The 19,777-nt window shown below is 72.7% G+C and carries 18 protein-coding genes and 2 tRNA genes; 11 read left to right on the top strand and 9 right to left on the bottom strand.

Translation table 11 applies throughout. The annotated features are described in order from the left end of the window. Positions 1-421 precede the first annotated feature (421 nt). Together QWJ13_RS09415 and pyrE are read left to right on the top strand one after the other, a co-directional pair. Positions 422-1,489, top strand: a complete 1,068-nt coding sequence (locus QWJ13_RS09415) for an SRPBCC family protein (protein ID WP_316522394.1) — start codon at positions 422-424, stop codon at positions 1,487-1,489. 55 nt (positions 1,490-1,544) lie between these two features. Beyond that, a complete protein-coding gene (pyrE, locus tag QWJ13_RS09410) occupies positions 1,545-2,081 on the top strand; it encodes an orotate phosphoribosyltransferase (RefSeq protein WP_316522391.1) in 537 nt (178 codons plus the stop codon). Between the two features lie 91 nt (positions 2,082-2,172). On the opposite strand, the gene QWJ13_RS09405 is transcribed toward pyrE, so the two are convergent. Continuing rightward, positions 2,173-2,892: a DedA family protein gene (locus QWJ13_RS09405; protein ID WP_316522387.1), complete on the bottom strand. Its 720-nt coding sequence runs from the start codon at positions 2,890-2,892 to the stop codon at positions 2,173-2,175. Between the two features lie 325 nt (positions 2,893-3,217). Here QWJ13_RS09405 and fbaA point away from each other — a divergent pair, with 325 nt between their 5' ends. Beyond that, positions 3,218-4,240 carry a class II fructose-bisphosphate aldolase gene (gene fbaA / locus QWJ13_RS09400; protein WP_316522386.1) on the top strand — a complete coding sequence of 341 codons (1,023 nt, stop codon included), beginning with the start codon at positions 3,218-3,220 and terminating at the stop codon, positions 4,238-4,240. Positions 4,241-4,357: 117 nt separating this feature from the next. On the opposite strand, the gene QWJ13_RS09395 is transcribed toward fbaA, so the two are convergent. Then, positions 4,358-4,777: a DUF3151 domain-containing protein gene (locus tag QWJ13_RS09395; protein WP_316522384.1), complete on the bottom strand. Its 420-nt coding sequence runs from the start codon at positions 4,775-4,777 to the stop codon at positions 4,358-4,360. A 222-nt stretch (positions 4,778-4,999) separates the two neighbouring features. Here QWJ13_RS09395 and QWJ13_RS09390 point away from each other — a divergent pair, with 222 nt between their 5' ends. Beyond that, complete coding sequence (locus QWJ13_RS09390; RefSeq protein WP_316522382.1) at positions 5,000-5,821, top strand: DUF3152 domain-containing protein; 822 nt, start codon at positions 5,000-5,002, stop codon at positions 5,819-5,821. Positions 5,822-5,847: 26 nt separating this feature from the next. Here QWJ13_RS09390 and QWJ13_RS09385 read toward each other — a convergent pair whose 3' ends face one another. The 4 genes from QWJ13_RS09385 to purS are packed head-to-tail and all read right to left on the bottom strand — an operon-like array spanning position 5,848 to position 9,911. Then, complete coding sequence (locus QWJ13_RS09385) at positions 5,848-6,672, bottom strand: sterol carrier family protein (RefSeq protein ID WP_432277492.1); 825 nt, start codon at positions 6,670-6,672, stop codon at positions 5,848-5,850. A 55-nt stretch (positions 6,673-6,727) separates the two neighbouring features. After that, entirely contained in the window at positions 6,728-8,983 is a 2,256-nt protein-coding gene (gene purL, locus QWJ13_RS09380; RefSeq protein WP_316522376.1) for a phosphoribosylformylglycinamidine synthase subunit PurL, read from the bottom strand. Beyond that, positions 8,983-9,660: a phosphoribosylformylglycinamidine synthase subunit PurQ gene (gene purQ, locus QWJ13_RS09375; protein WP_316522375.1), complete on the bottom strand. Its 678-nt coding sequence runs from the start codon at positions 9,658-9,660 to the stop codon at positions 8,983-8,985. The genes purL and purQ overlap by 1 nt, the downstream gene beginning before the upstream one ends. Further along, positions 9,657-9,911, bottom strand: coding sequence for a phosphoribosylformylglycinamidine synthase subunit PurS (gene purS, locus QWJ13_RS09370; RefSeq protein ID WP_316522372.1), 255 nt, complete (start codon positions 9,909-9,911; stop codon positions 9,657-9,659). The genes purQ and purS overlap by 4 nt, the downstream gene beginning before the upstream one ends. A 464-nt stretch (positions 9,912-10,375) precedes the next feature. Between purS and QWJ13_RS09365 the strand changes: the two genes are divergently transcribed. The 7 genes from QWJ13_RS09365 (at position 10,376) to QWJ13_RS09335 (ending at position 15,003) form a co-directional block, all read left to right on the top strand. After that, a complete protein-coding gene (locus tag QWJ13_RS09365; protein WP_316522370.1) occupies positions 10,376-10,693 on the top strand; it encodes a histone-like nucleoid-structuring protein Lsr2 in 318 nt (105 codons plus the stop codon). Positions 10,694-10,836: 143 nt separating this feature from the next. Next, positions 10,837-10,909: transfer RNA gene (locus tag QWJ13_RS09360), tRNA-Gly, on the top strand. A 39-nt stretch (positions 10,910-10,948) separates the two neighbouring features. Then, positions 10,949-11,021 (top strand) — tRNA-Gly (locus tag QWJ13_RS09355). 163 nt (positions 11,022-11,184) lie between these two features. Then, the gene (locus QWJ13_RS09350) at positions 11,185-12,192 is read left to right on the top strand and encodes an ABC transporter ATP-binding protein (RefSeq protein ID WP_316522368.1); all 1,008 of its coding nucleotides are present in this window, start codon (positions 11,185-11,187) and stop codon (positions 12,190-12,192) included. After that, positions 12,189-13,016 carry an ABC transporter permease gene (locus QWJ13_RS09345; protein ID WP_316522366.1) on the top strand — a complete coding sequence of 276 codons (828 nt, stop codon included), beginning with the start codon at positions 12,189-12,191 and terminating at the stop codon, positions 13,014-13,016. Before QWJ13_RS09350 ends, QWJ13_RS09345 begins: the two co-directional genes overlap by 4 nt. Before the next feature lie 114 nt (positions 13,017-13,130). Further along, positions 13,131-14,360 carry a sensor histidine kinase gene (locus QWJ13_RS09340; RefSeq protein ID WP_316522363.1) on the top strand — a complete coding sequence of 410 codons (1,230 nt, stop codon included), beginning with the start codon at positions 13,131-13,133 and terminating at the stop codon, positions 14,358-14,360. Between the two features lie 19 nt (positions 14,361-14,379). Continuing rightward, on the top strand, positions 14,380-15,003 hold the full coding sequence (locus tag QWJ13_RS09335) for a response regulator transcription factor (RefSeq protein ID WP_316522360.1): 624 nt from the start codon (positions 14,380-14,382) through the stop codon (positions 15,001-15,003). A 36-nt stretch (positions 15,004-15,039) separates the two neighbouring features. On the opposite strand, the gene QWJ13_RS09330 is transcribed toward QWJ13_RS09335, so the two are convergent. From QWJ13_RS09330 to QWJ13_RS09320, 3 genes are all read right to left on the bottom strand, one after another. Beyond that, positions 15,040-15,939 (bottom strand): phosphoribosylaminoimidazolesuccinocarboxamide synthase, encoded by a 900-nt coding sequence (locus tag QWJ13_RS09330; RefSeq protein ID WP_316522358.1) that lies wholly within the window; start codon positions 15,937-15,939, stop codon positions 15,040-15,042. A gap of 88 nt (positions 15,940-16,027) precedes the next feature. Continuing rightward, positions 16,028-17,569: a N,N-dimethylformamidase beta subunit family domain-containing protein gene (locus QWJ13_RS09325; RefSeq protein ID WP_316522355.1), complete on the bottom strand. Its 1,542-nt coding sequence runs from the start codon at positions 17,567-17,569 to the stop codon at positions 16,028-16,030. Between the two features lie 229 nt (positions 17,570-17,798). After that, positions 17,799-19,370 carry a hypothetical protein gene (locus QWJ13_RS09320; protein WP_316522354.1) on the bottom strand — a complete coding sequence of 524 codons (1,572 nt, stop codon included), beginning with the start codon at positions 19,368-19,370 and terminating at the stop codon, positions 17,799-17,801. Positions 19,371-19,777: the final 407 nt, after the last annotated feature.

The raw sequence follows: 19,777 nt of genomic DNA, 5'->3' as shown, positions 1-19,777 counted from the left end.
CAGGCCTACGAGCCGAGCGGCTGCGGAGCCCCGGACCGCGCCACGGTGCTCAGCGGGGAGGGCGCCGCTTGTCGGGCGGCTCTCGGCACACGCGGAGCGACCCGGGGCAGGCCGTTGTCCCAGGCCCGCCGCCCCGACAGTGCTGAGGTGCGGGAGGTCTGGCGGTGTCGGCGATGGGCGGAGCCGAAGGCGCTGGGCCAGGGCGGCAGCCGGGTGCGCGTGGAGCGGGCCGGAGTCCGGGGCGCACGTGAGGCGGGCCGATGGCCGGCCGACGGCGCGGGACGTGTGGGCGGCCGGGGCTGGATGAGCGGGGTGGGCGACCGGGGGTGGTGCGGGTGACGGCTGGGGAACAGGTGGGGTCGGGAAAATCTGGTGGTGGTGGGTAGGGACCGGGCGGGGAGCAGTCGGTAGGCTCCGTTGCATGGAGCATGAGGTTGTCGTCCCGATGTCCGCCGAGCTGGTGCGCCAGGCTTTGCAGGATCCTGCGCTGCTGGCGCGGAGTGTGCCGGGGCTGAGCACTGAGCCGGCCGCGGTCGGGGCGGGCTCGGCCGAGGAGATCGGCGGCCGGTTGAAGCTGCGGGTCGGCGGCTCCACGATCACGTACAAGGGCGTGCTGTCGCTGATCGAGGGCCGGGAGGGCGTGCTGACCGTGCTCGCCGAGGGCGAGGAGGTCCGGGGCAGCGGCGAGGTGACCGCCACCGTCCGGGTCAGTGTCGCGGAGGGCGCCGAGGGCGGCACCGCGGCGATCCGCTTCACCGGCGACTTGAGTGCCACCGGCCGGCTGACCGAGTTCGACGAGGAGACCCTCGACGCCACCGGCCGTCGTCTGCTGGACCGTTTCGCCGCCGCGCTGGTCGCCCCCGAGGGCGAGCAGGTGCAGGAGGAGGACCAGGACGAGGGCGGCGAGGCGGCCGAGACCGGCACCGAGGCCGGCACCGAGGCCGGCGTGGTCTACCTGGAGGAGCGCCAGGACCAGCCCGGCGACGACCTGGACGACGACCTCTCCGACCTGATCGCCTTCTCCGACGCCGACGCCGAGGGCTTCGGCCTGCCCACCGGCTCCGCCGACGCCGACGCCGATGCCGACACCGGCATCGAAGCCGACGCCGAAATCGACGCCGACGCCGGCATCGAGGCCGACGCGGACGACGAGGAGTCCGTGGAGGCGGACGACGTCGACGGCGAGGACGCCATCGTCGAGCCGCTCTTCGCCTACGAGGAGGAGCCGGTGCTCACCGGCCCGGTGCGGCGCAGCATCGTCGGCCGGTCCGCCGAGGAGGTGGACCACGCCCCGCCGCGCGGCCCGTACGCCCCGGCGCTGCCCGCTCGCAGCGCACGGGCCCGGGCGGCGTCCCGTTGGGGCGGCGAGGCCGGCGGGATCGTGGTGCCGGGCACCGACGGCCGCAGCGCGGTGCCGTGGGTGATCGGCGGCTCGGTGGCCCTGCTGGGCGGCGCGGTGGTGCTGGTCCGGGCGCTGCGCAAGCGCTGAGCGGACGCCGGGCCCTGGGCGCCGGTGGGAGCGCCAGGGCCTAGACTGAACGCTCATGAGCAACGACCGCGACGCCCTGCTGGCACAGATCAAGGACAAGGCCGTCGTGCACGGCAAGGTCACCCTCTCCTCCGGCAAGGAGGCCGACTACTACGTCGACCTGCGCCGGATCACGCTGGACGGCGTGGCCGCCCCGCTGGTCGGCCGGGTGATGCTGGACGCGACCTCGCACCTGGAGTACGACGCCGTCGGCGGTCTGACCCTGGGCGCCGACCCGGTGGCCACCTCGATGCTGCACGCCGCCGCCGCGCGCGGCCGTCAGCTGGACGCCTTCGTGGTCCGCAAGGCCGGCAAGGCGCACGGCCTTCAGCGCCGGATCGAGGGCCCCGAGGTGAAGGGCCGCCGGGTGCTGGCCGTCGAGGACACCTCCACCACGGGCGGCTCGGTGCTGACCGCCGTGGAGGCGCTGCGCGAGGCGGGCGCCGAGGTGGTCGGCGTCGCGGTGATCGTGGAGCGCGGCGGCGCGGCTGCCATCGAGGCGCAGGGCCTGGAGTACGTGACCGCGTACACCGCGGACGACCTGGGCCTCTGATTTCGGCGGCCACCCCGGAAACCACGAAGGGCCGGTTCTGTTTCACGTGAAACCGTGAAGCAGAACCGGCCCTTCGCCGTAGCCGGAGGCCTCAGCCGCGCCGGTGCCGACCGCCGCCGGCCTGGACCGCGTTGTCGGCGTCGGCCTCGGCACCGCCGGCCCGCTTCTTCTTCCGCTCGCGCATGACCTCGACCAGGATCGGCGAGATCGACAGCAGCACGATCAGCAGCACCGCCGGGATCAGGTACTTGTCGATCACCGGGGCGAGCGCGTCACCGAAGAAGTAGCCGATCAGCAGCATGGACTCGGTCCACAGCACGCCGCCGATCACGTTCCAGAGGAAGAAGGTCTTGGCGGGCATCTCCAGGGTGCCGGCCACCGGGTTCAGGAAGGTGCGGATGATCGGCATGAAGCGGGCCAGCACCACGGCCTTGCCCGAGCCGAACTTGTTGAAGTACTCCTCCGCCTTCACCACGTACTCGCGGCGGAAGATCTTCGATTCGGGCTTGTCGAACATCTTCGGCCCGACCTTGACGCCGATCAGATGCCCCAGCTGGGCACCGGCGATCGCCGCGATCGGGCAGCCGATCAGCAGGACGGCGATCGGCAGCTTGGCGCCGTCGCCGAGCACCGAGGAGGCGGCGTTCGAGGCGGCGACACCCGCGAGGATCAGCAGCGAGTCGCCCGGGAAGAAGAAGCCGACCAGCAGGCCGGTCTCCGCGAAGATGATCGCGATCAGCCCGATGGCGCCGAGGGACGAGATCAGGGATTTGGCGTCGAGCAGATTGACGGCCAGCTGGTTGTAGTCCACGGGCGCAGGATAGCGGGCGCACCTGGCCGGCGACCGCCCCCGACCCCCTGCCGGACGGGCCCGGCGGGGGACGGAAGCCCGCGCCCTGCGGCGTTTCGCATGGCGGGCTCCTGCTGACCGGCGGGCACGAGTCTGGGAAGATGGCACGGGCGTCCGGTCCGCAACGGCACACCACCCTCATGGCCGTACCGCGGAGGTCGCCTCGAACGTGCCGGAGAGCCACCGCAACGCCGCGCGTCGGCGGGCCGGCACGGAGTCGTCACGAAGGCGTACACAGCGTCGGACAGCACCGTCCGTACGCCGCAACCCGACAGGAGCGGATCGCATGCCCATCGCAACTCCCGAGGTCTACAACGAGATGCTGGACCGGGCCAAGGCGGGCAAGTTCGCCTACCCGGCCATCAACGTCACCTCGTCGCAGACCCTGCACGCCGCGCTGCGTGGTTTCGCCGAGGCCGAGAGCGACGGCATCATCCAGATCTCGACCGGTGGCGCGGAGTTCCTGGGCGGCCAGCACAACAAGGACATGGTGACCGGCGCCATCGCGCTCGCCGAGTTCGCCCACATCGTCGCCGCCAAGTACGACGTCACCGTCGCGCTGCACACCGACCACTGCCCGAAGGACAAGCTGGACGGCTACGTCCGTCCGCTGCTGGCCGTCTCCGCCGAGCGCGTGGCCAAGGGCCGGAACCCGCTGTTCCAGTCGCACATGTGGGACGGCTCGGCCGAGACCCTCGCCGACAACCTGGCCATCGCCCAGGAGCTGCTGGCCCAGGCCGCCGCCGCCAAGATCATCCTTGAGGTCGAGATCACCCCGACCGGCGGCGAGGAGGACGGCGTCACCCACGAGATCAACGACGAGCTGTACACCACCGTCAACGACGCCGTGCGCACCGCCGAGGCGCTGGGCCTGGGCGAGAAGGGCCGCTACCTGCTGGCCGCCTCCTTCGGCAACGTGCACGGCGTGTACAAGCCGGGCAACGTCGTGCTGAAGCCCGAGCTGCTGCGTGAGCTCCAGGACGCGATCGGCAAGCAGTACGGCAAGACCGACCCGTTCGACTTCGTCTTCCACGGCGGCTCGGGCTCGACCGCCGAGGAGATCGCCACCGCGCTGGAGAACGGCGTCGTGAAGATGAACCTGGACACCGACACCCAGTACGCCTTCACCCGCCCGGTGGCCGGCCACATGTTCGCCAACTACGACGGCGTGCTGAAGGTCGACGGCGAGGTCGGCAAGAAGAACACCTACGACCCGCGCACCTGGGGCAAGCTGGCCGAGGCCGGCATGGCCGCCCGCGTGGTCGAGGCCGCCGAGCAGCTGCGTTCGGCGGGCAAGCGCCTGAAGTGAGGCGCCTGAGGCAAGGCCCCTGAAGCACGCAGGACAGGGCACGTGAAACACGGGTGCCCCCGGTGGAGGATCCACCGGGGGCACCCGCACGTCCGGATGTCCAGCCGCTCTACTGCTCTACTGCTTGAGCTCCGCGTACGCCTCCGCGCTGCTGTCCTTCAGGAACTGCCAGCAGCGGGCCTCCTCCTCGGTCTCCTTGATCGCGCCGGCCGCCCGGGCGAGCGCCGCCAGGCAGCGCAGGAAGCCGCGGTTGCCGCGGTGCTCCCACGGCACCGGGCCGTGGCCCTTCCAGCCGCTGCGGCGCAGCTGGTCCAGGCCGCGGTGGTAGCCGGTGCGAGCGTAGGCGTACGACTCGACGTAGCGGCCGGCCGCGTTGGCGTCGTCGGCGAGCATGGCCCAGGCGAGGCAGAAGCTCGGGAATTCGGCCGCCACCTGGGTCGGGGAGGCGGACTCCTCCGCCAGCATGCGGTAGGGCCGCTCCTCCTCCGGGAGGAGGGTCGGGTCGGGACCGTCGAGAAGGTTCCTGTGAATCGCCATGCCCTGAAGTCTGCCACCCGAGACTCAGGGGTCAACCGGCGTCCCGGAACAGTCCGCCGAAACCGGGGGCCTCACGCGGCATACCAGGTATGTAGACATTCACCCGTTCGCCGTGCCAGTGTGAAGATCATGTCCGCAGCCCGCTCCGTCGGCAGGCGGGTCGCACCGCCTCGAAAGGGCGGCCGCCGACGCCGCCGACCGTCTCGGAGATTCGGCCCTGGCATGCTCACGGCGCTGGCGGTCTCGCTGCTGGTGCTGAGCGCCGCCACCGCCGTCATGCTGACCCGCTCCACGGGAACCCCGGCCACCACTCCGAGCACCCAGGCGAGGGTCGCCCCGTCGGCCGAACAGGCCCCCGTGGAAGCGCCGGCGCCCGTCCAGGCCCCGCCGGCCCCTCCCCCGGCCGTCGCCCCGACACCGACCCCCACGCCCACGCCCACGCCGACGCCGACGACCACCCTCACCGGCCCGGACCCCGGCCCCGCCAAGGGCGCGGGCACCTTCACCGTCGCCCCGGCCACCGCCCAGGCCGTCGGGCAGGGCAACATCCGCCGCTACCGGGTCGAGGTCGAGGACGGCATCGGGATCGACGCCCCGGCCGCCGCCGCGCAGGTGCACGGCATCCTCGGCGACCGGCGCGGCTGGACCAGCGACCGCAAGAACGGCTTCCAGCTGGTCGCCGGCGGCTCGTACGACTTCACCGTGAAGATCGCCTCGCCGGCCACCGTGGACCGGATCTGCGGCGCCTCCGGCCTGGACACCCACGGCGAGGTCAACTGCAACGTCGGCAACCAGGTGCTCGTCAACTCCAAGCGCTGGAACACCGGTTCACCCCAGTTCAACGGACCGCTGGAGGAGTACCGGGCGCTGATCGTCAACCACGAGGTGGGCCACCGGATCGGCCACGGGCACGAGGACTGCCCCGGCGAGGGCAAGCCGGCGCCCGCGATGATGCAGCAGATCTACGGTCTCAAGGGCTGCCTGCCCAACGCCTGGCCGTACTCGGCGGAGGGCGGCTACCTGAGCGGGCCCGCCGTCCCCTGACGCCGTAGGGCCCGTAACGCCGGGCCCTAGCCGAGCACCGGCAGGTACGTCCGCAGGTCGCTGCGCTCCCCCGAGGCGGACACCACGGCCGCGTCCACCGCCGCCGCCCAGTCGGCCCGGCCGGTGGCCAGCCGGATCCAGGTCAGCGGGTCGGTCTCCACCACGTTGGGCGGGGTGCCCCGGGTGTGCTTCGGTCCGGGCACGGCCTGGACCACCGCGTACGGCGGGACGCGCAGCTCGACCGCGCCGCCGGGGGCTCGGTCGGCGAAGGCGTCGGCCAGCATCCGGGTGACGGCCGCGAGGGCCTGGCGGTCGTGCGGGAAGGCGTCCGCGCCGAGCGCGTCGGCCAGGTCGTCGGCGTGCACCACGGCCTCGACCAGCCTGGTCACCAGGTAGTCGGTCAGGGCCATCGAGCGGCCGCCCGGGATGGCGATCCGCTGCTCCGGGCCGGGCGCGGCCGGCCGGTCGAGCACGGCCCGCACGGTGTCGAGCGTCCGGTCGAAGGCGGCGGCCACCTCGGCGGGCGGGCCGGCGAACCCGGTCGCCGCGTGCTCCGCCACCCGGGCGTCCACGGCTGCGCCCATCGTCCCGGACAGCTCCGCGTAGCCGGCCAGTGAGAGCGCGGGCCCGTCCGGCTCCGGCCCGTCCACCGCGGCCGGCAGATGGCCCAGCGCCAGGCCCAGGTGGGCCAGCAACTCCCGTACCCGCCATGCCCCGAGCCGGGTCGGCAGCTCCAACTGCTCGGCGGTCAGGCCGTGTACGGCGACGCGCAGCGCCTCGCTCTGGGCGGCCAGCGCGGCGCGGACCTTCTGCGGCTGGTACGTACGGGACTTGGCAGGCATGGGGCCCAACATACGCCGAGGGACGGACGGTTCGAGGAGAACCGCCCGTCCCTCGGCAAGGCACTCAGCCCAGCAGAGCCTCGATGACGCCGGTGTGGGCGTCCTTCAGCTCCGCCAGCGAGACGCTGAACTGGCCCTGGACGTCCAGGCTGTCGCCGTCCACGACACCGATCCGGGCGGCCGGCAGGCCACGCGCGGTGCACATGTCGTTGAACCGGAGCTCCTCGCTGCGCGGCACCGCCACGACGGCGCGGCCGGCCGACTCGGAGAACAGCAGGACGAACGGGTCCTGGCCCTCGGGCACGACGATCCGCGCGCCGTGACCGCCCTTGAGGCAGCTCTCGATCAGCGCCTGGCCCAGACCGCCGTCGGACAGGTCGTGCGCGGCGTCGATCATGCCGTCGCGCGAGGCGGCGATCAGGATCTCGCCGAGCAGCCGCTCGCGCTCCAGGTCCACCTTGGGCGGCAGGCCGCCGAGGTGGTCGTGGACGGCCTGCGACCAGGCCGAGCCGCCGAGCTCGTCCGCCGTGTCGCCGAGCAGGTAGAGCAGCTGCCCCTCCTCGGCGAAGGCCAGCGGGGTGCGCCGGGTGACGTCGTCGATGACGCCGAGCACCGCGACCACCGGGGTCGGGTGGATGGCGACCTCGCCGGTCTGGTTGTACAGCGAGACGTTGCCGCCGGTGACCGGGGTGCCGAGCACCAGGCAGGCGTCGGCCAGACCGCGGGTGGCCTCGGCGAACTGCCACATCACGTCCGGGTCCTCGGGGGAGCCGAAGTTGAGGCAGTCGGAGACGGCGAGCGGCTTGGCACCGCCGGCCGCGACGTTGCGGTAGGCCTCGACCAGGGCCAGCTGGGCGCCGGTGTACGGGTCCAGCTTGGCGAAGCGGCCGTTGCCGTCGGTGGCGACCGAGACGCCGAGGTTGGTCTCGTCGTCGATCCGGATCATGCCCGAGTCCTCGCCGTGCGAGAGCACGGTGTTGCCGAGCACGTAGCGGTCGTACTGGTCGGTGATCCAGGACTTGGAGGCCTGGTTCGGGTGGCTCGCGACCTTCAGCAGGTCCGCCTTGAGGCCCTCGCCGGTGGTCGGGCGGGCCAGCCGCTCGGCGGTCGGGGCGTCGGCCTGGAGCGCGTCCTGCCAGCTCGGGCGGGCGTACGGGCGCTGGTAGGTCGGGCCCTCGTGGGCGACGGTGCGCGGCGGGACGTCCACCACGAGCTCGCCGTGCCAGAAGATCTCCAGGCGCTCGCCGTCGGTCACCTCACCGATGACGTTGGCGATGACGTCCCACTTCTCGCAGATCTCCAGGAAGCGGTCGACCTTGTCGGGCTCCACGATCGCGCACATGCGCTCCTGCGACTCGCTCATGAGGATCTCCTCCGGCGAGAGCGTGTGGTCGCGCAGGTGCACGGTGTCGAGCTCGATCCGCATGCCGCCGGAGCCGGCCGAGGCCAGCTCGCTGGTGGCGCAGGACAGACCGGCGCCGCCGAGGTCCTGGATGCCCTTGACGAGCTTCTCCCGGAAGATCTCCAGGGTGCACTCGATCAGGAGCTTCTCCTGGAACGGGTCGCCGACCTGGACGGCCGGGCGCTTGGCCGGCTTGGTGTCGTCGAAGGTCTCGGAGGCCAGCACCGAAACGCCGCCGATGCCGTCGCCACCGGTGCGGGCTCCGTACAGGATGACCTTGTTGCCGGCGCCGGAGGCCTGCGCGAGGTGGATGTCCTCGTGCTTCATGACGCCCACGCACAGCGCGTTGACCAGCGGGTTGCCCTGGTAGCAGGAGTCGAAGACGACCTCGCCGCCGATGTTCGGCAGGCCCAGGCAGTTGCCGTAGCCGCCGATGCCCGCGACGATCCCGGGCAGCACGCGCCGGGTGTCCGGGTGGTCGGCCGCACCGAAGCGCAGCGGGTCCATCACGGCGACCGGGCGGGCGCCCATCGCCAGGATGTCGCGCACGATGCCGCCGATGCCGGTGGCCGCGCCCTGGTAGGGCTCGATGTACGACGGGTGGTTGTGCGACTCGACCTTGAAGGTGACCGCGTACCCCTGGCCGACGTCGACCACACCGGCGTTCTCGCCGATGCCGACGAGCATCGCGTCCGAATCCGGCTTCTTCTCGCCGAACTGCTTCAGGTGGACCTTGCTGCTCTTGTACGAACAGTGCTCCGACCACATGACCGAGTACATCGCGAGTTCGGCGCCGGTCGGACGGCGACCGAGGATCTCCCGGATGCGCGCGTACTCGTCCTCCTTGAGGCCGAGTTCGGCCCAGGGCTGGGCGGCGTCCGGGGTCTGCTCGGCGTTCTTGACGGTGTCGAGGCTCATCAGGCGTTCACCAGCTGCTTCAGGACGGAAGTGAAGAAGCCCAGGCCCTCGGTGGTCGGACCGGTGAGCGACTCCACGGCGTGCTCCGGGTGCGGCATCAGGCCGACGACATTGCCGGCGGCGTTGGTGATGCCGGCGATGTCGCGGTACGAACCGTTCGGGTTGACGTCGAGGTAACGGGCGACCACCCGGCCCTGCGCCTCCAGCTCGTCCAGCACCCGCTCGTCGGCGACGAAGCGGCCCTCGCCGTTCTTCAGCGGGACGACGATTTCCTGGCCCGCCGAGTAATCCTGGGTCCAGGCGGTGCCGGCGTTCTCGATGCGGAGCTTCTGGTCGCGGCAGACGAAGTGCAGCGAGTCGTTCCGGGTGAGCGCACCGGGCAGCAGGTGCGATTCGCACAGCACCTGGAAGCCGTTGCAGATACCCAGCACCGGCATTCCGAGCTTCGCCTGCTCGATGATGGTCTCCATCACCGGCGAGAAGCGGGAGATCGCACCGCAGCGCAGATAGTCGCCGTAACTGAATCCGCCCGGCAGGACGACGGCGTCGACCTGGTGGAGATCCTTGTCACGGTGCCAGAGGGCGACCGGCTCGGCGCCGGCCAGACGGACCGCCCGCTGGGCGTCACGGTCGTCCAGGGAGCCCGGGAAAGTGACGACGCCGACGCGGGTGGTCACTTGCCCTCCTCCTCGACCCGGACGGTGAAGTCCTCGATCACGGTGTTGGCGAGAAAGGTCTCGGCGGCTTCGCGGATACGGGCGAGCGCCGCGTCGTCGACCGGGCCCTCCACATCCAGCTCGAAACGCTTGCCCTGGCGGACGTCGGAGATCCCGGTGAATCCGAGACGGGGCAGTGCACGCTGCACCGCCTGTCCCTGGGGGTCGAGGATCTCCGGCTTGAGCATGACGTCGACTACGACGCGTGCCACTGGCACTCCCGGTGGTGTCTTCGGTGAGGCGGGGGAACCCCAGACTACCGGTGGTTTCGGGCAGGATTGCTGGCCGGGGATAGCGACGCGCGTAGACCCGAGACCCTTACGCAGCAAGGGATACGGGCACCTGACCCCCCGTCGAACCCGCCCCGTTTCCACGGATTCGGCGCCCGGAACGGCACCGCCCGGAGAACACCCGAATACGGCACTTGGGGACAGATCCGCCCGTCCCGCACACCGGTATCAAGTGAGCCCCGCGAAGAGTCGTGAATATCCGGAAAAGAATGCCGGACTCTTCGATTTCGACCCCCTTCGGGTGCAGAATAGGGCCACCTGTCGCGGCAAGTGCTGCGTATCAGGCGGGCCACCGGGTCCGCCCGTACGTACTTGCGCGTTGGTGCACATCAGGCCCCGGTACCCCCTCGGACCGGCGGCCGAATTGCCCGAGAGGATTGACACCCATGGCTCAGCGTGTAGTTGTCACGCTCTCCGACGACCTGGACGGCGGCGCCGCCGCGGAAACCGTCCACTTCGGCGTTGACGGGAAGTCGTACGAGATCGACCTGTCCGTGGACAACGCGGAAAAGCTGCGGGAGGCCCTCGCTCCGTTCGTTGCCGCCGGCCGCCGGCAGAGCCGTGCCGGAAAGTCCTTCCGCCGCACCGCCCTCACCCCGGACCCGGCCGCGGTCCGCGCCTGGGCGCTGTCCCGCGGGATGGAACTGCCGGCCCGCGGCCGCATCCCCAAGCACGTGTACGAGGCGTTCGCCGAGGCGAACTGAGCCCCGTCGGAGCTCGGCTCCCCGGTCGCCCCGTCCTCCCGGACCGAAGGGTGGGGCGACCACCCCGAAAGATGCTGTAGAGTATTCCTCGTCGCCGCAACGGAGAGATCCGAAGAGGCGGCGGGTGCCCCACGAGGCACCAGGCGGACGTGGCTCAGTTGGTAGAGCATCACCTTGCCAAGGTGAGGGTCGCGAGTTCGAATCTCGTCGTCCGCTCGCAGTGCGCGAGCACAGCACAACTCAATAGTTTGACCTGCGGACGTGGCTCAGTTGGTAGAGCATCACCTTGCCAAGGTGAGGGTCGCGAGTTCGAATCTCGTCGTCCGCTCCGATACGAAGGGCCCCCTCGTTTGAGGGGGCCCTTCGGCATTCCCTCCCGCGGGCCGCGATATCGACCCATGACATTTGTCATCGCCGACCCGTGGATACCCACCGCCAGGTCATGACGGCGCGCACTGCCCGCGCGGCCCGGGCGGCGGAAGGCTTGAGGCATGGAAACGAGCCGGCCCACCCGCCCCAGCGACGACGTGATCGAGGTCACCGACCTGCACCGCCACTACGGCGGCGGCACTTCCGGGTACCACGCCGTGCGCGGCGTCGACCTCACCGTCCGCCGCGGCGAGCTGTTCGCCCTGCTGGGCACCAACGGGGCCGGCAAGACCTCCACCATGGAGGTCATCGAGGGCCTGGCCGCGCCCACCGGCGGCACCGTCCGGGTGCTCGGCCGGGACCCGTACAAGGAGCGCGCCGCCGTCCGCCCGCGGATCGGCGTCATGCTCCAGGAGGGCGGCTTCCCCGGCGATCTCACCGCCACCGAGACCGGCCGGGTCTGGGCCGGGATGACCACCGGCGCCCGCCCGGTGGCGGAGGCGCTGGAGCTGGTCGGGCTCGGGCACCGGGCGAACGTCCGGGTCAAGCAGCTGTCCGGCGGCGAGAAGCGCCGGCTGGACCTCGCGATGGCCCTGCTCGGCCGCCCCGAGGTGCTCTTCCTGGACGAGCCCAGCACCGGCCTCGACCCGGAGGCGCGCGCCGCCGTCTGGCAGCTGGTCCGCGAGCTGCGCGCCGAGGGCACCACGGTGCTGCTCACCACGCACTACCTGGAGGAGGCCGAGGAGCTGGCCGACCGGCTGGCCATCATGCACGGCGGCCAGGTCGTCACCTCCGGCACCGTCGCCGAGGTGATCGCCGACCGGCCCTCCCGGATCAGCTTCCGGCTGCCGGAGTTCGCCGGGGTCGCGCTGCCCGTCCTGGCCGGGGCCGAGTTCAGCGTCGACGCCGGCAAGGTCACCGTGCACACCGTCGGGCTCCAGGACACCCTGACCGATCTGCTCGGCTGGGCCCGCCACCACGGCATCGCGCTCGGCGCCCTGGAGGCCCGCAGCGCCTCGCTGGAGGAGGCCTTCCTGGCGATCGCCTCCGAGGCCGCCCACCAGAACCCCCCGCAGGCGCCCGCCGCCACCCGTCCCGCCCGCCGCCGCCTGATCGGATCCGCCCGATGACCACCGCCACCACCGCCGTCGCCGGTCCGAAGAGCACCACCGTCCGTCGGCTGCTCGCCCTCGGCCGGGCCGAGGCCACCCTGCTGCTGCGCAACCGCACCGCCCTGTTCACCGCCCTGGTGCTGCCGCTGTTCCTGATCTTCGCCCTCCAGGGCTCGCTGGCGAAGCAGGCCGAGTCCAACCCCGAGCTCGACATCGACTCGCTGCTGGTCTACGGCTCGGTCGGGATGGTCCTGGCCCTCGTCGTCTACTACAACCTGACCGCCGCGTACGTCGGGCGGCGCAGTGAGCTGGTCCTCAAGCGGCTGCGCACCGGCGAGGCCCGGGACCTGGAGATCCTGCTCGGCACCGCCGTCCCCTCGCTCACCCTCGGCCTGCTGATGGCCGCCCTGATCGGGATCGGCGGCAGCCTCGGCCTGCACCTGACCGTGCCGGTCAACCCGGTGCTGATGCTGCTCGGCCTGCTGCTCGCGCTGGCCACCATGATCGCCCTGGCCGCGCTGTCCAGCGCCTTCACCAAGAGCGTGGAGAGCGCCGGCATCACCACCCTGCCGGTCATGCTGGTCATCCAGCTCGGCTCCGGCCTGTTCTTCCCGCTGGACGTCATGCCGGAGCAGCTGGCGAACATCTGCCGACTGCTGCCCACCACCCCGGCCTTCCAGCTGATCCGCGTCGGCTGGTTCGGCACCGACGGCTCGACCGCCCCGACCGACTTCCTCGGTTCCTGGAGCACCGGCGGCTCGTACCTGGTCACCGGGACCATCTGGCTGGGCCTGGCGGCCTGGGGCGCGGTGCGCTACTTCCGTTGGGAACCGCGCCGCTGACCCGAAGGGGCATCAGGCACGAAAGGCGCTCATCCAATGGATGAGCGCCTTTCGTGCCTCTGATATGAAGACAACGGCAAGATCGTGATCGAACTGGGGGCGGAAAACATGGGAATGCGGTCACCGGTTCTCAGCTGGGCGGGCCTGAGCAAGCCCCAGCGCACCGAGCTGTACCTGCGCTGGTCGCTCTACCTGATGGCGCTGTTCGTCCTGCCCAGTGTCCTGGTCTCCGCCGGGAGCGTCGCCGACCAGCCCGAGAACATCCCCGCCATCCGGATCTCCCTGCTGATCGCACTCGCCCTCACCCTGGTGCTGCTGCGGGCCTACCGGGTCGCACTCGACCACTACCTGGGCCGCCCCACCGACCACCGGCTCTGGACCGCCCTCTCGGTCGGCCTCGCGGTGGCCGGCTCCTGGACCGTCCTGCTGTTCGGGCCCTCCCACGGAGGCACGGCGAACCCGGGAGGCCCGCCCTTCACCATGCTCGTCACCGGCAGCCTGGTGCTCTTCTCCCACAGCCAGGTCTGCGTGGCGCTGGCCCCGCGCTGGGCCGCCGTCGTCGGGCTGGGCATGCTGGCGGCCGTCCTTCCGGCCGCGGTGCTGACCGGGATCGACGCCGCGAACGCGGCCGGATTCCTGGCCGGACTGACCATCGGCATGGCCTTCCTCGGCTCCAGCTGCCGCAGCTTCGCCTGGCTGACCTCGATCGTCTGGGAGCTGGACGCCGCCCGCGAGGCACAGTCCCGGCTGGCCGTCGCCGAGGAGCGGCTGCGCTTCTCCCGCGACCTGCACGACGTGATGGGCCGCAACCTCACCACCATCGCGCTGAAGAGCGAGCTCGCCGTCCAGCTGGCCCGCCGCGGACGCGAGGAGGCCGCCGACCAGATGGCCGAGGTGCAGAAGATCGCCCAGGAGTCGCAGCGCGAGGTCCGGGACGTCATCCGCGGCTACCGCACCGCCGACCTGCACGCCGAGGCGATCGGCGCCCGCGCGGTGCTCCGCTCGGCCGACGTCGGCTGCGAGATCGACCTCGGCGAGGACGCCGACCGGCTGCCGCCCGCGGTGCAGTCGGTGCTCGGCTGGGTGATCCGCGAGGCCACCACCAACGTGCTGCGGCACAGCGAGGCCGACCGCTGCCTGATCCGGCTGCGCACCCAGGACGGACGGGCCGTGCTGGAACTGGAGAATGACGGGGTGCCGGCGGTCCCGTTCCCGTCCCAGGGCAGCGGCACCGGGCTGCGCGGCCTGCGCGAGCGGCTCGCCGCCCACGACGGCGAGCTGACCGTCCCGACCGTCGAAGCGGGCGTCTTCCGGATGCTCGCCACCGTCCCGCTCCCCCGCTGACGAACCGAGGAACCGCCCGATGACCGAGAACGCCGCGCCCGTCCGCGTCCTGCTCGCCGACGACGAGCACCTGATCCGGGGCGCGCTGGCCGCGCTGCTGTCACTGGAGGACGACATCGAGGTGATCGCGCAGGCCGGCTCCGGCACCGAGGCGCTGGCGATGGCCCAGGCGCACCGCCCGGACGTCGCGGTGCTGGACCTCCAGATGCCGGGCAAGGACGGCATCGAGGTGGCCGCCCAGCTGCGGCTGCTGCTGCCGGACTGCCGCTGCATGATCGTCACCGGCCACGGCCGGCCCGGCTACCTGAAGCGGGCGCTGGAGGTCGGGGTGCGCGGCTTCCTGCCGAAGACCGTCTCGGCGGCGGACCTGGCCGGCATCATCCGCACCGTGCGCTCCGGCGGCCGGTACGTGGACCCGGAGCTGGCGGCGGACGCGATCAGCGCCGGCGAGACCCCGCTGACCCCGCGTGAGACGGACGTCCTGGAGCTGGCCGCCGACGGCACCCCGATCGCCGAGATCGCCGAGCGGGCCGCGCTGTCCCAGGGCACCGTGCGCAACTACCTGTCCTCGGCGGCCACCAAGCTGGGCGCGGAGAACCGGCACGCGGCGGTGCGGATCGCCCGCGAGCACGGCTGGATCTGAGTCGCAGCCCGGCGCTCGCGGGCGATCGTCACGGCGTCAGGACCAGGTGGTGCCGGTCAGCCGCTCGTAGACCTCGATGTACCTGGCCCGGGTCTGCTCGACGATCTCGGTCGGCAGCGCCGGCGGCGGCTGCTCGCCGTGGCGGTCCCAGCCGGAGGCCGGGGAGACCAGCCAGTCGCGGATCAGCTGCTTGTCGAAGGACGACTGCGAGCGGCCCGGCTGGTACTCGTCGGCCGGCCAGTAGCGGGAGGAGTCCGGGGTGAGCACCTCGTCGCCGATCAGCAGCTCGCCGTCCAGCAGGCCGAACTCGAACTTGGTGTCGGCCAGGATGATGCCGCGCTCGCGGGCGATGTCCCGGGCCCGGCCGTAGACGCTGAGCGTGGTCTGGCGCAGCTGGGCGGCCAGGTCGGCGCCGATCCGGCGGGCGGTCTCCTCGTAGGAGACGTTCTCGTCGTGCTCGCCGACCTCGGCCTTGAGCGCCGGGGTGTAGATCGGGGCGGGCAGCTCGGAGCTGTTCTCCAGGCCCTCCGGCAGCGCGATGCCGCAGACCGTACGGGTCTCCCGGTACTCGGCCAGGCCGGAGCCGGCCAGGTAGCCGCGGGCGACCGCCTCGACCGGGACCATCTCCAGGCTGCGGCAGACCAGCGTGCGGCCCTTCCAGTCGGCCGGGGCGCCGGCCGGGACCTCGGTGGAGATCACGTGGTTGGGGACGATGTCGGCGATGCGCTCGAACCACCACAGCGACAGCTGGGTGAGGATGCGGCCCTTGTCGGGGATCTCGTTCGGCAGCACCCAGTCGTGGGCGGACGTCCGGTCGCTGGCCACCATGACCAGTTCGCCCGACTCGGTGCGGTAGAGGTCGCGCACCTTGCCGGTGTGCAGGTGGACCAGGCCGGGTACCTGGACCGGCTCGGGCTTGGTGACAAATCCGCTCAAGGTGTTCAGTCCTCAGGGGTCGTTCACGGGCGGAGGCACCGCGAAAGGGGAGGTCACTGCCCCCGCAGTCTTTCACGACCCCCGCGCGCTAGTTCTTGCAGAGTCGGTCCAGCAGGTTGGCGGTGGCCCGCTGGATCCGCTCGTCGGTCAGGCCCGGGCGGCCCAGCGCGGGCGACCAGGCGAAGGTGCCGGCCGCGAAGACGTACGCGCCGCTGGGCGCCCGGTACAGCGAGGTCTCCTGGTAGCGGGTGCGGCCGACCGGGTCCTGGTACGGCGAGTGCGCCAGCAGCACCCGCTCGACGTGGTCGGGCAGCGCCACCTTGGGGTAGTACCGGTCGGCCTCGCCGGCCACCAGTCCGGGCAGCTCGTCGCCCTCCTGAAGGCCCGTCCCGTCCCAGAGCCAGTGCGTGGTGTGCCGGGCCACCAGCGGGACGGGCGCGGCGACCCGCCCCGAGTACTGCACCCCGAGCAGGTGCTGCTCCGGCTCCCCGGCGTCCCGCCACAGCGCGCTGGCCGCGCCGGGCGCCCCGGCGGCCGGGCTGCCGGCCCGGACCTTCTGCCGCTTGCGGCAGTTGAGCAGCCGGTTGGGCTCGCCGGAGGCGGCGGCGGACAGCTCGACCCGCCAGTACATGGTGTTGGCGGAGAGGAACACCAGCGAGGTGCCGTCGTCCCGGGCCCGCTCGGCGGCCCGGCGCATCGGCTCGGACCAGTACTCGTCGTGGCCGGGGAAGACCAGCGCCCGGTGCCGGGACGGGTCCACCAGGCCCTCGTGCAGGTCGGTGGCGGTGGCGTACGAGAGGTCGTAGCCGAAACGCTCGGCCCAGCGGATGAAGTCGTACGCGTGGCCGACGTGCAGCGGCAGCCCGGCGGTGGCGTGCGGGCGGTCGAAGGAGACGGTGACGGCCGCCTCCGGCTCGCCGACCAGGCGGCCGTGGCCGTCCCAGGCGTGGTAGAGGCTGGCGCCGGTGCGGCCGTCCTCGGGGAACAGGTTGTACGCCTGCCAGGTCACGTCCGGGAGCACCAGGAGCAGCTCGGCGGGGCGGCTCTGCCCCTCCAGGTCCCGGACGGTGAAGGGGATGTGGCTGCGGTGCAGCATGTCCGCGGTGGTCAGCACGGCGACGTACGAGCCGGGCTTCCAGTGCGGGGGGATCTGGAGCCGCCAGGAGTGCCACCAGTGGTGGCAGGAGACGGTGCGGTCGACCACCAGCGGGGCGGGCTGGGCGAGGCCGGAGATGTGCGGGGTGGTGGTCATGAAGCGGGCGCCGTCGCCGTTGTAGTGGCCGATCCGGTAGACGTCCACGGTGAACTCGCGGGGCGGGTTGACGGTGACCCGGAAGTCCACCGAGCCGCCGGGGCGGACCACTCCCGCCGAGGCGAAGCCTTTGATCTGCTGGTCCACGTCGTTGGCGCCCTGGGGGGTGCCGACCGGGGGCTTCTTGGGCCGGGTGCCGGAGGCCAGCGGCTGCTGGCCGGGCGCGTCCACCGAGACGTACCAGGGGACGGCGTCCTCGACCCCGCCCAGGTACTGGTCCGGGCTGCGCAGCCAGGGCAGCGGACCCTGGCCGAAGGGGTCGGAGACGCTGTAGGCGTGCGTGCCCGACTCCCAGCGACGGTTGAGTTCGGTCCTCACGCGCCCCTCCCAGGTGCACTTCCGCCCGGTTGGCACGTGCCCCCCGGATGTGCGTGCGGTCTAATACACCACAGAGTGCAGGCGTTGCGTCACCCTCCGGAAGCAATTGATGCGGGGAATCTCGCGCGCCTCCCGGAGGGGGCCTCCGGCCTGCGAAGACGCCGGGCGGCCGACAGATTCGGGGGCGCGCACACAGGGGCCGTGCGCCCTCCCCGGGACGTCAGGGGTGTCAGAGGCGCACGGGCTTCTCCAACCGGACGTCGGCGGCGTCGAGCCAGGCGCGCAGCGGCCCGTCCTGGCCCTGTTCGATGGCCTGGGCGACCGGGCCGGCCAGGTCGGTGCGGCGGACCTCGCCGAGCAGCAGCACCGGGCCGTCCAGCCAGTCCAGGCCGGGGGCGCCGCCGGCGGTGTCCACGGCCGCGCAGCAGACCATCGCGGTGACGTGGTCGACCAGCAGGTCGCGGCCGCTGCGGTCGGGTTCGAGCAGCGGGGCCGGGGCGGTGGTGCGGGCCAGCTGGGCGGCGAGCGCGGCGGCCAGCAGCTCGCCGTCGCCCTCGGCGAGCCGGCCCAGCAGCCGGGTGAGGGTCGGGGCGCCGGGGCGGGACTGCGGGGCGAGCCGGTCCAGGGCGGTCTGGAGGCTGGCGGCGTTCGCCCGCCAGCCGGCGTCCACCACCTCGGCCGGGTAGTCGGCCCACTCCAGCTCGTGCCAGCCGCCGGCCGCCGGGCGGCCGAAGAACAGGTCGGCGGCGAGCCGGGAGACCGCCCGGTCGACGGTGCCGGGCTGCTCCAGCAGGTCGCAGGCGGGGCGGTCGCCGAGCCGGCTGCCGTAGCCGTCGGCCAGCCGGTCGCGGCGGGACAGCTCGGTGAGGGCGGCGACCACGCCGGCGTTGAGGTGGGCCGGGTGGCGGCCGAGCCGCCAGGCGGGCAGCGCGACCCGGGTGAGCAGCCGGTCCCAGCCCGCGTAGGCCAGGCCGACCTGCTCCTGGGCGGCGATCCGCAGGCCGTAGTCGACCGTCCTGGCCTGCTCGGAGGCCCAGCTCGCGACCGAGCGCTCCAGCTCGGCGGAGTGGCCGCGGCAGGCGCCGAGCAGGCGGCGGACGATCCGGCGGGTGATCCGGTCGGCGAGCACGGCCGGACCGCGCCGGGGCGGGCGGGGCGGCGCGGCCAGGGTGGCGCCGCCGAGGCCGGTGGCACCGGAGTCCAGGCAGGCGTCCAGGCTGCGCAGGAAGCGGCGGGCGGCGGCGATCTCCGGGTCGGCGGAGGCGGCGGTGCCGGCCACCACGGGGGCGAGCAGGGCGCGCAGCTCGCCGGCCCGCATCCACCACAGGAAGGGCGAGCCGATCACCAGGACGGGGGCGGGCGGCTCGGCGGCCGGGCGCAGCCGGTGCGGGCCGCCCGTCGGGAGGTCCTCCAGCCAGCTGTCGCAGTCCGGGGTGAGGGCGACGGCGGAGGGCGCGGGCACGTCCAGCCGGTCGGCCAGTTCGTCGATCAGCCGGTACAGCTCGGGGGCCTCGGCGCGCTCCAGCGGGACGGCCGGGGTGGACGGCGGGACGGCCCGGCGCAGTGCCCGGGAGGTCAGCCCGGCCACCAGCAGGGTCAGCGCGGCGACGGCGCAGACCGCCCAGCGGACGGCGTCCCAGCCGGCCGCGTCGGCGGCGCCGGGCGCGCCGATCCGGCCGGTGAACCGGCCCGCGAGCAGGACCACCGCGATGGCGGCGGGCAGGGCGGCGGCGGCCCGGGCGATGCCTCGGACCCGCAGGACCGCCTGAGCGTGAGCGCGCGCGAGGTCGACTGCGGCCATACGGTGCGGCACCCCCTTCGGAGCCCTCCGGCGCCCTGCTTCGGGCCCCTGAGCCGACTCGAAACGATCAGTTCCGACCGGGAAGCGGAGGTGTCCGGTCCCCGGTAGTGCATGCTGCGTGGCGCTACTGACATTTTCGACGCCCCGGTCCGGGTGGGTGTTCCGGATCGCCCCGGTTTCCACTCGTCCCGGTGACACCGCCCAGGTGTTCCGGTGACGCCGCCCGGGCGGCGTCGGCCGGCCGGTGCGAAGCCCCCGGACGCCCGCCTGGCCGGTCGCCGTCCAGCATCCCCCCGTGGGAGCACCACTACCCGGCGGCGACCCCGGCGCACGGGCCCCGCGCACCGCGATCCAGCGCACCATAAGGCCGGGCGGCGGGTTACGTCAGCCGGATGCGGGTGCTGTCA

This window comes from Kitasatospora brasiliensis (genome assembly GCF_032654805.1).
Lineage (GTDB): Bacteria > Actinomycetota > Actinomycetes > Streptomycetales > Streptomycetaceae > Kitasatospora > Kitasatospora brasiliensis.
The sequence above is the reverse complement of the archived record's forward strand: the minus strand, read 5'-3'. Positions and strand labels throughout refer to the sequence as shown.

What these genes read in the sequence shown, in the direction of transcription:
- QWJ13_RS09415 (WP_316522394.1), top strand. Translation starts at nt 422, where the DNA reads ATGGAGCATGAGGTTGTCGTCCCGATGTCCGCCGAGCTGGTGCGCCAG.
- pyrE (WP_316522391.1), top strand. Translation starts at nt 1,545, where the DNA reads ATGAGCAACGACCGCGACGCCCTGCTGGCACAGATCAAGGACAAGGCC.
- fbaA (WP_316522386.1), top strand. Translation starts at nt 3,218, where the DNA reads ATGCCCATCGCAACTCCCGAGGTCTACAACGAGATGCTGGACCGGGCC.
- QWJ13_RS09395 (WP_316522384.1), bottom strand. Translation starts at nt 4,777, where the DNA reads ATGGCGATTCACAGGAACCTTCTCGACGGTCCCGACCCGACCCTCCTC.
- QWJ13_RS09390 (WP_316522382.1), top strand. Translation starts at nt 5,000, where the DNA reads ATGCTCACGGCGCTGGCGGTCTCGCTGCTGGTGCTGAGCGCCGCCACC.
- purL (WP_316522376.1), bottom strand. Translation starts at nt 8,983, where the DNA reads ATGAGCCTCGACACCGTCAAGAACGCCGAGCAGACCCCGGACGCCGCC.
- QWJ13_RS09365 (WP_316522370.1), top strand. Translation starts at nt 10,376, where the DNA reads ATGGCTCAGCGTGTAGTTGTCACGCTCTCCGACGACCTGGACGGCGGC.
- QWJ13_RS09350 (WP_316522368.1), top strand. Translation starts at nt 11,185, where the DNA reads ATGGAAACGAGCCGGCCCACCCGCCCCAGCGACGACGTGATCGAGGTC.
- QWJ13_RS09345 (WP_316522366.1), top strand. Translation starts at nt 12,189, where the DNA reads ATGACCACCGCCACCACCGCCGTCGCCGGTCCGAAGAGCACCACCGTC.
- QWJ13_RS09340 (WP_316522363.1), top strand. Translation starts at nt 13,131, where the DNA reads ATGCGGTCACCGGTTCTCAGCTGGGCGGGCCTGAGCAAGCCCCAGCGC.
- QWJ13_RS09335 (WP_316522360.1), top strand. Translation starts at nt 14,380, where the DNA reads ATGACCGAGAACGCCGCGCCCGTCCGCGTCCTGCTCGCCGACGACGAG.
- QWJ13_RS09320 (WP_316522354.1), bottom strand. Translation starts at nt 19,370, where the DNA reads ATGGCCGCAGTCGACCTCGCGCGCGCTCACGCTCAGGCGGTCCTGCGG.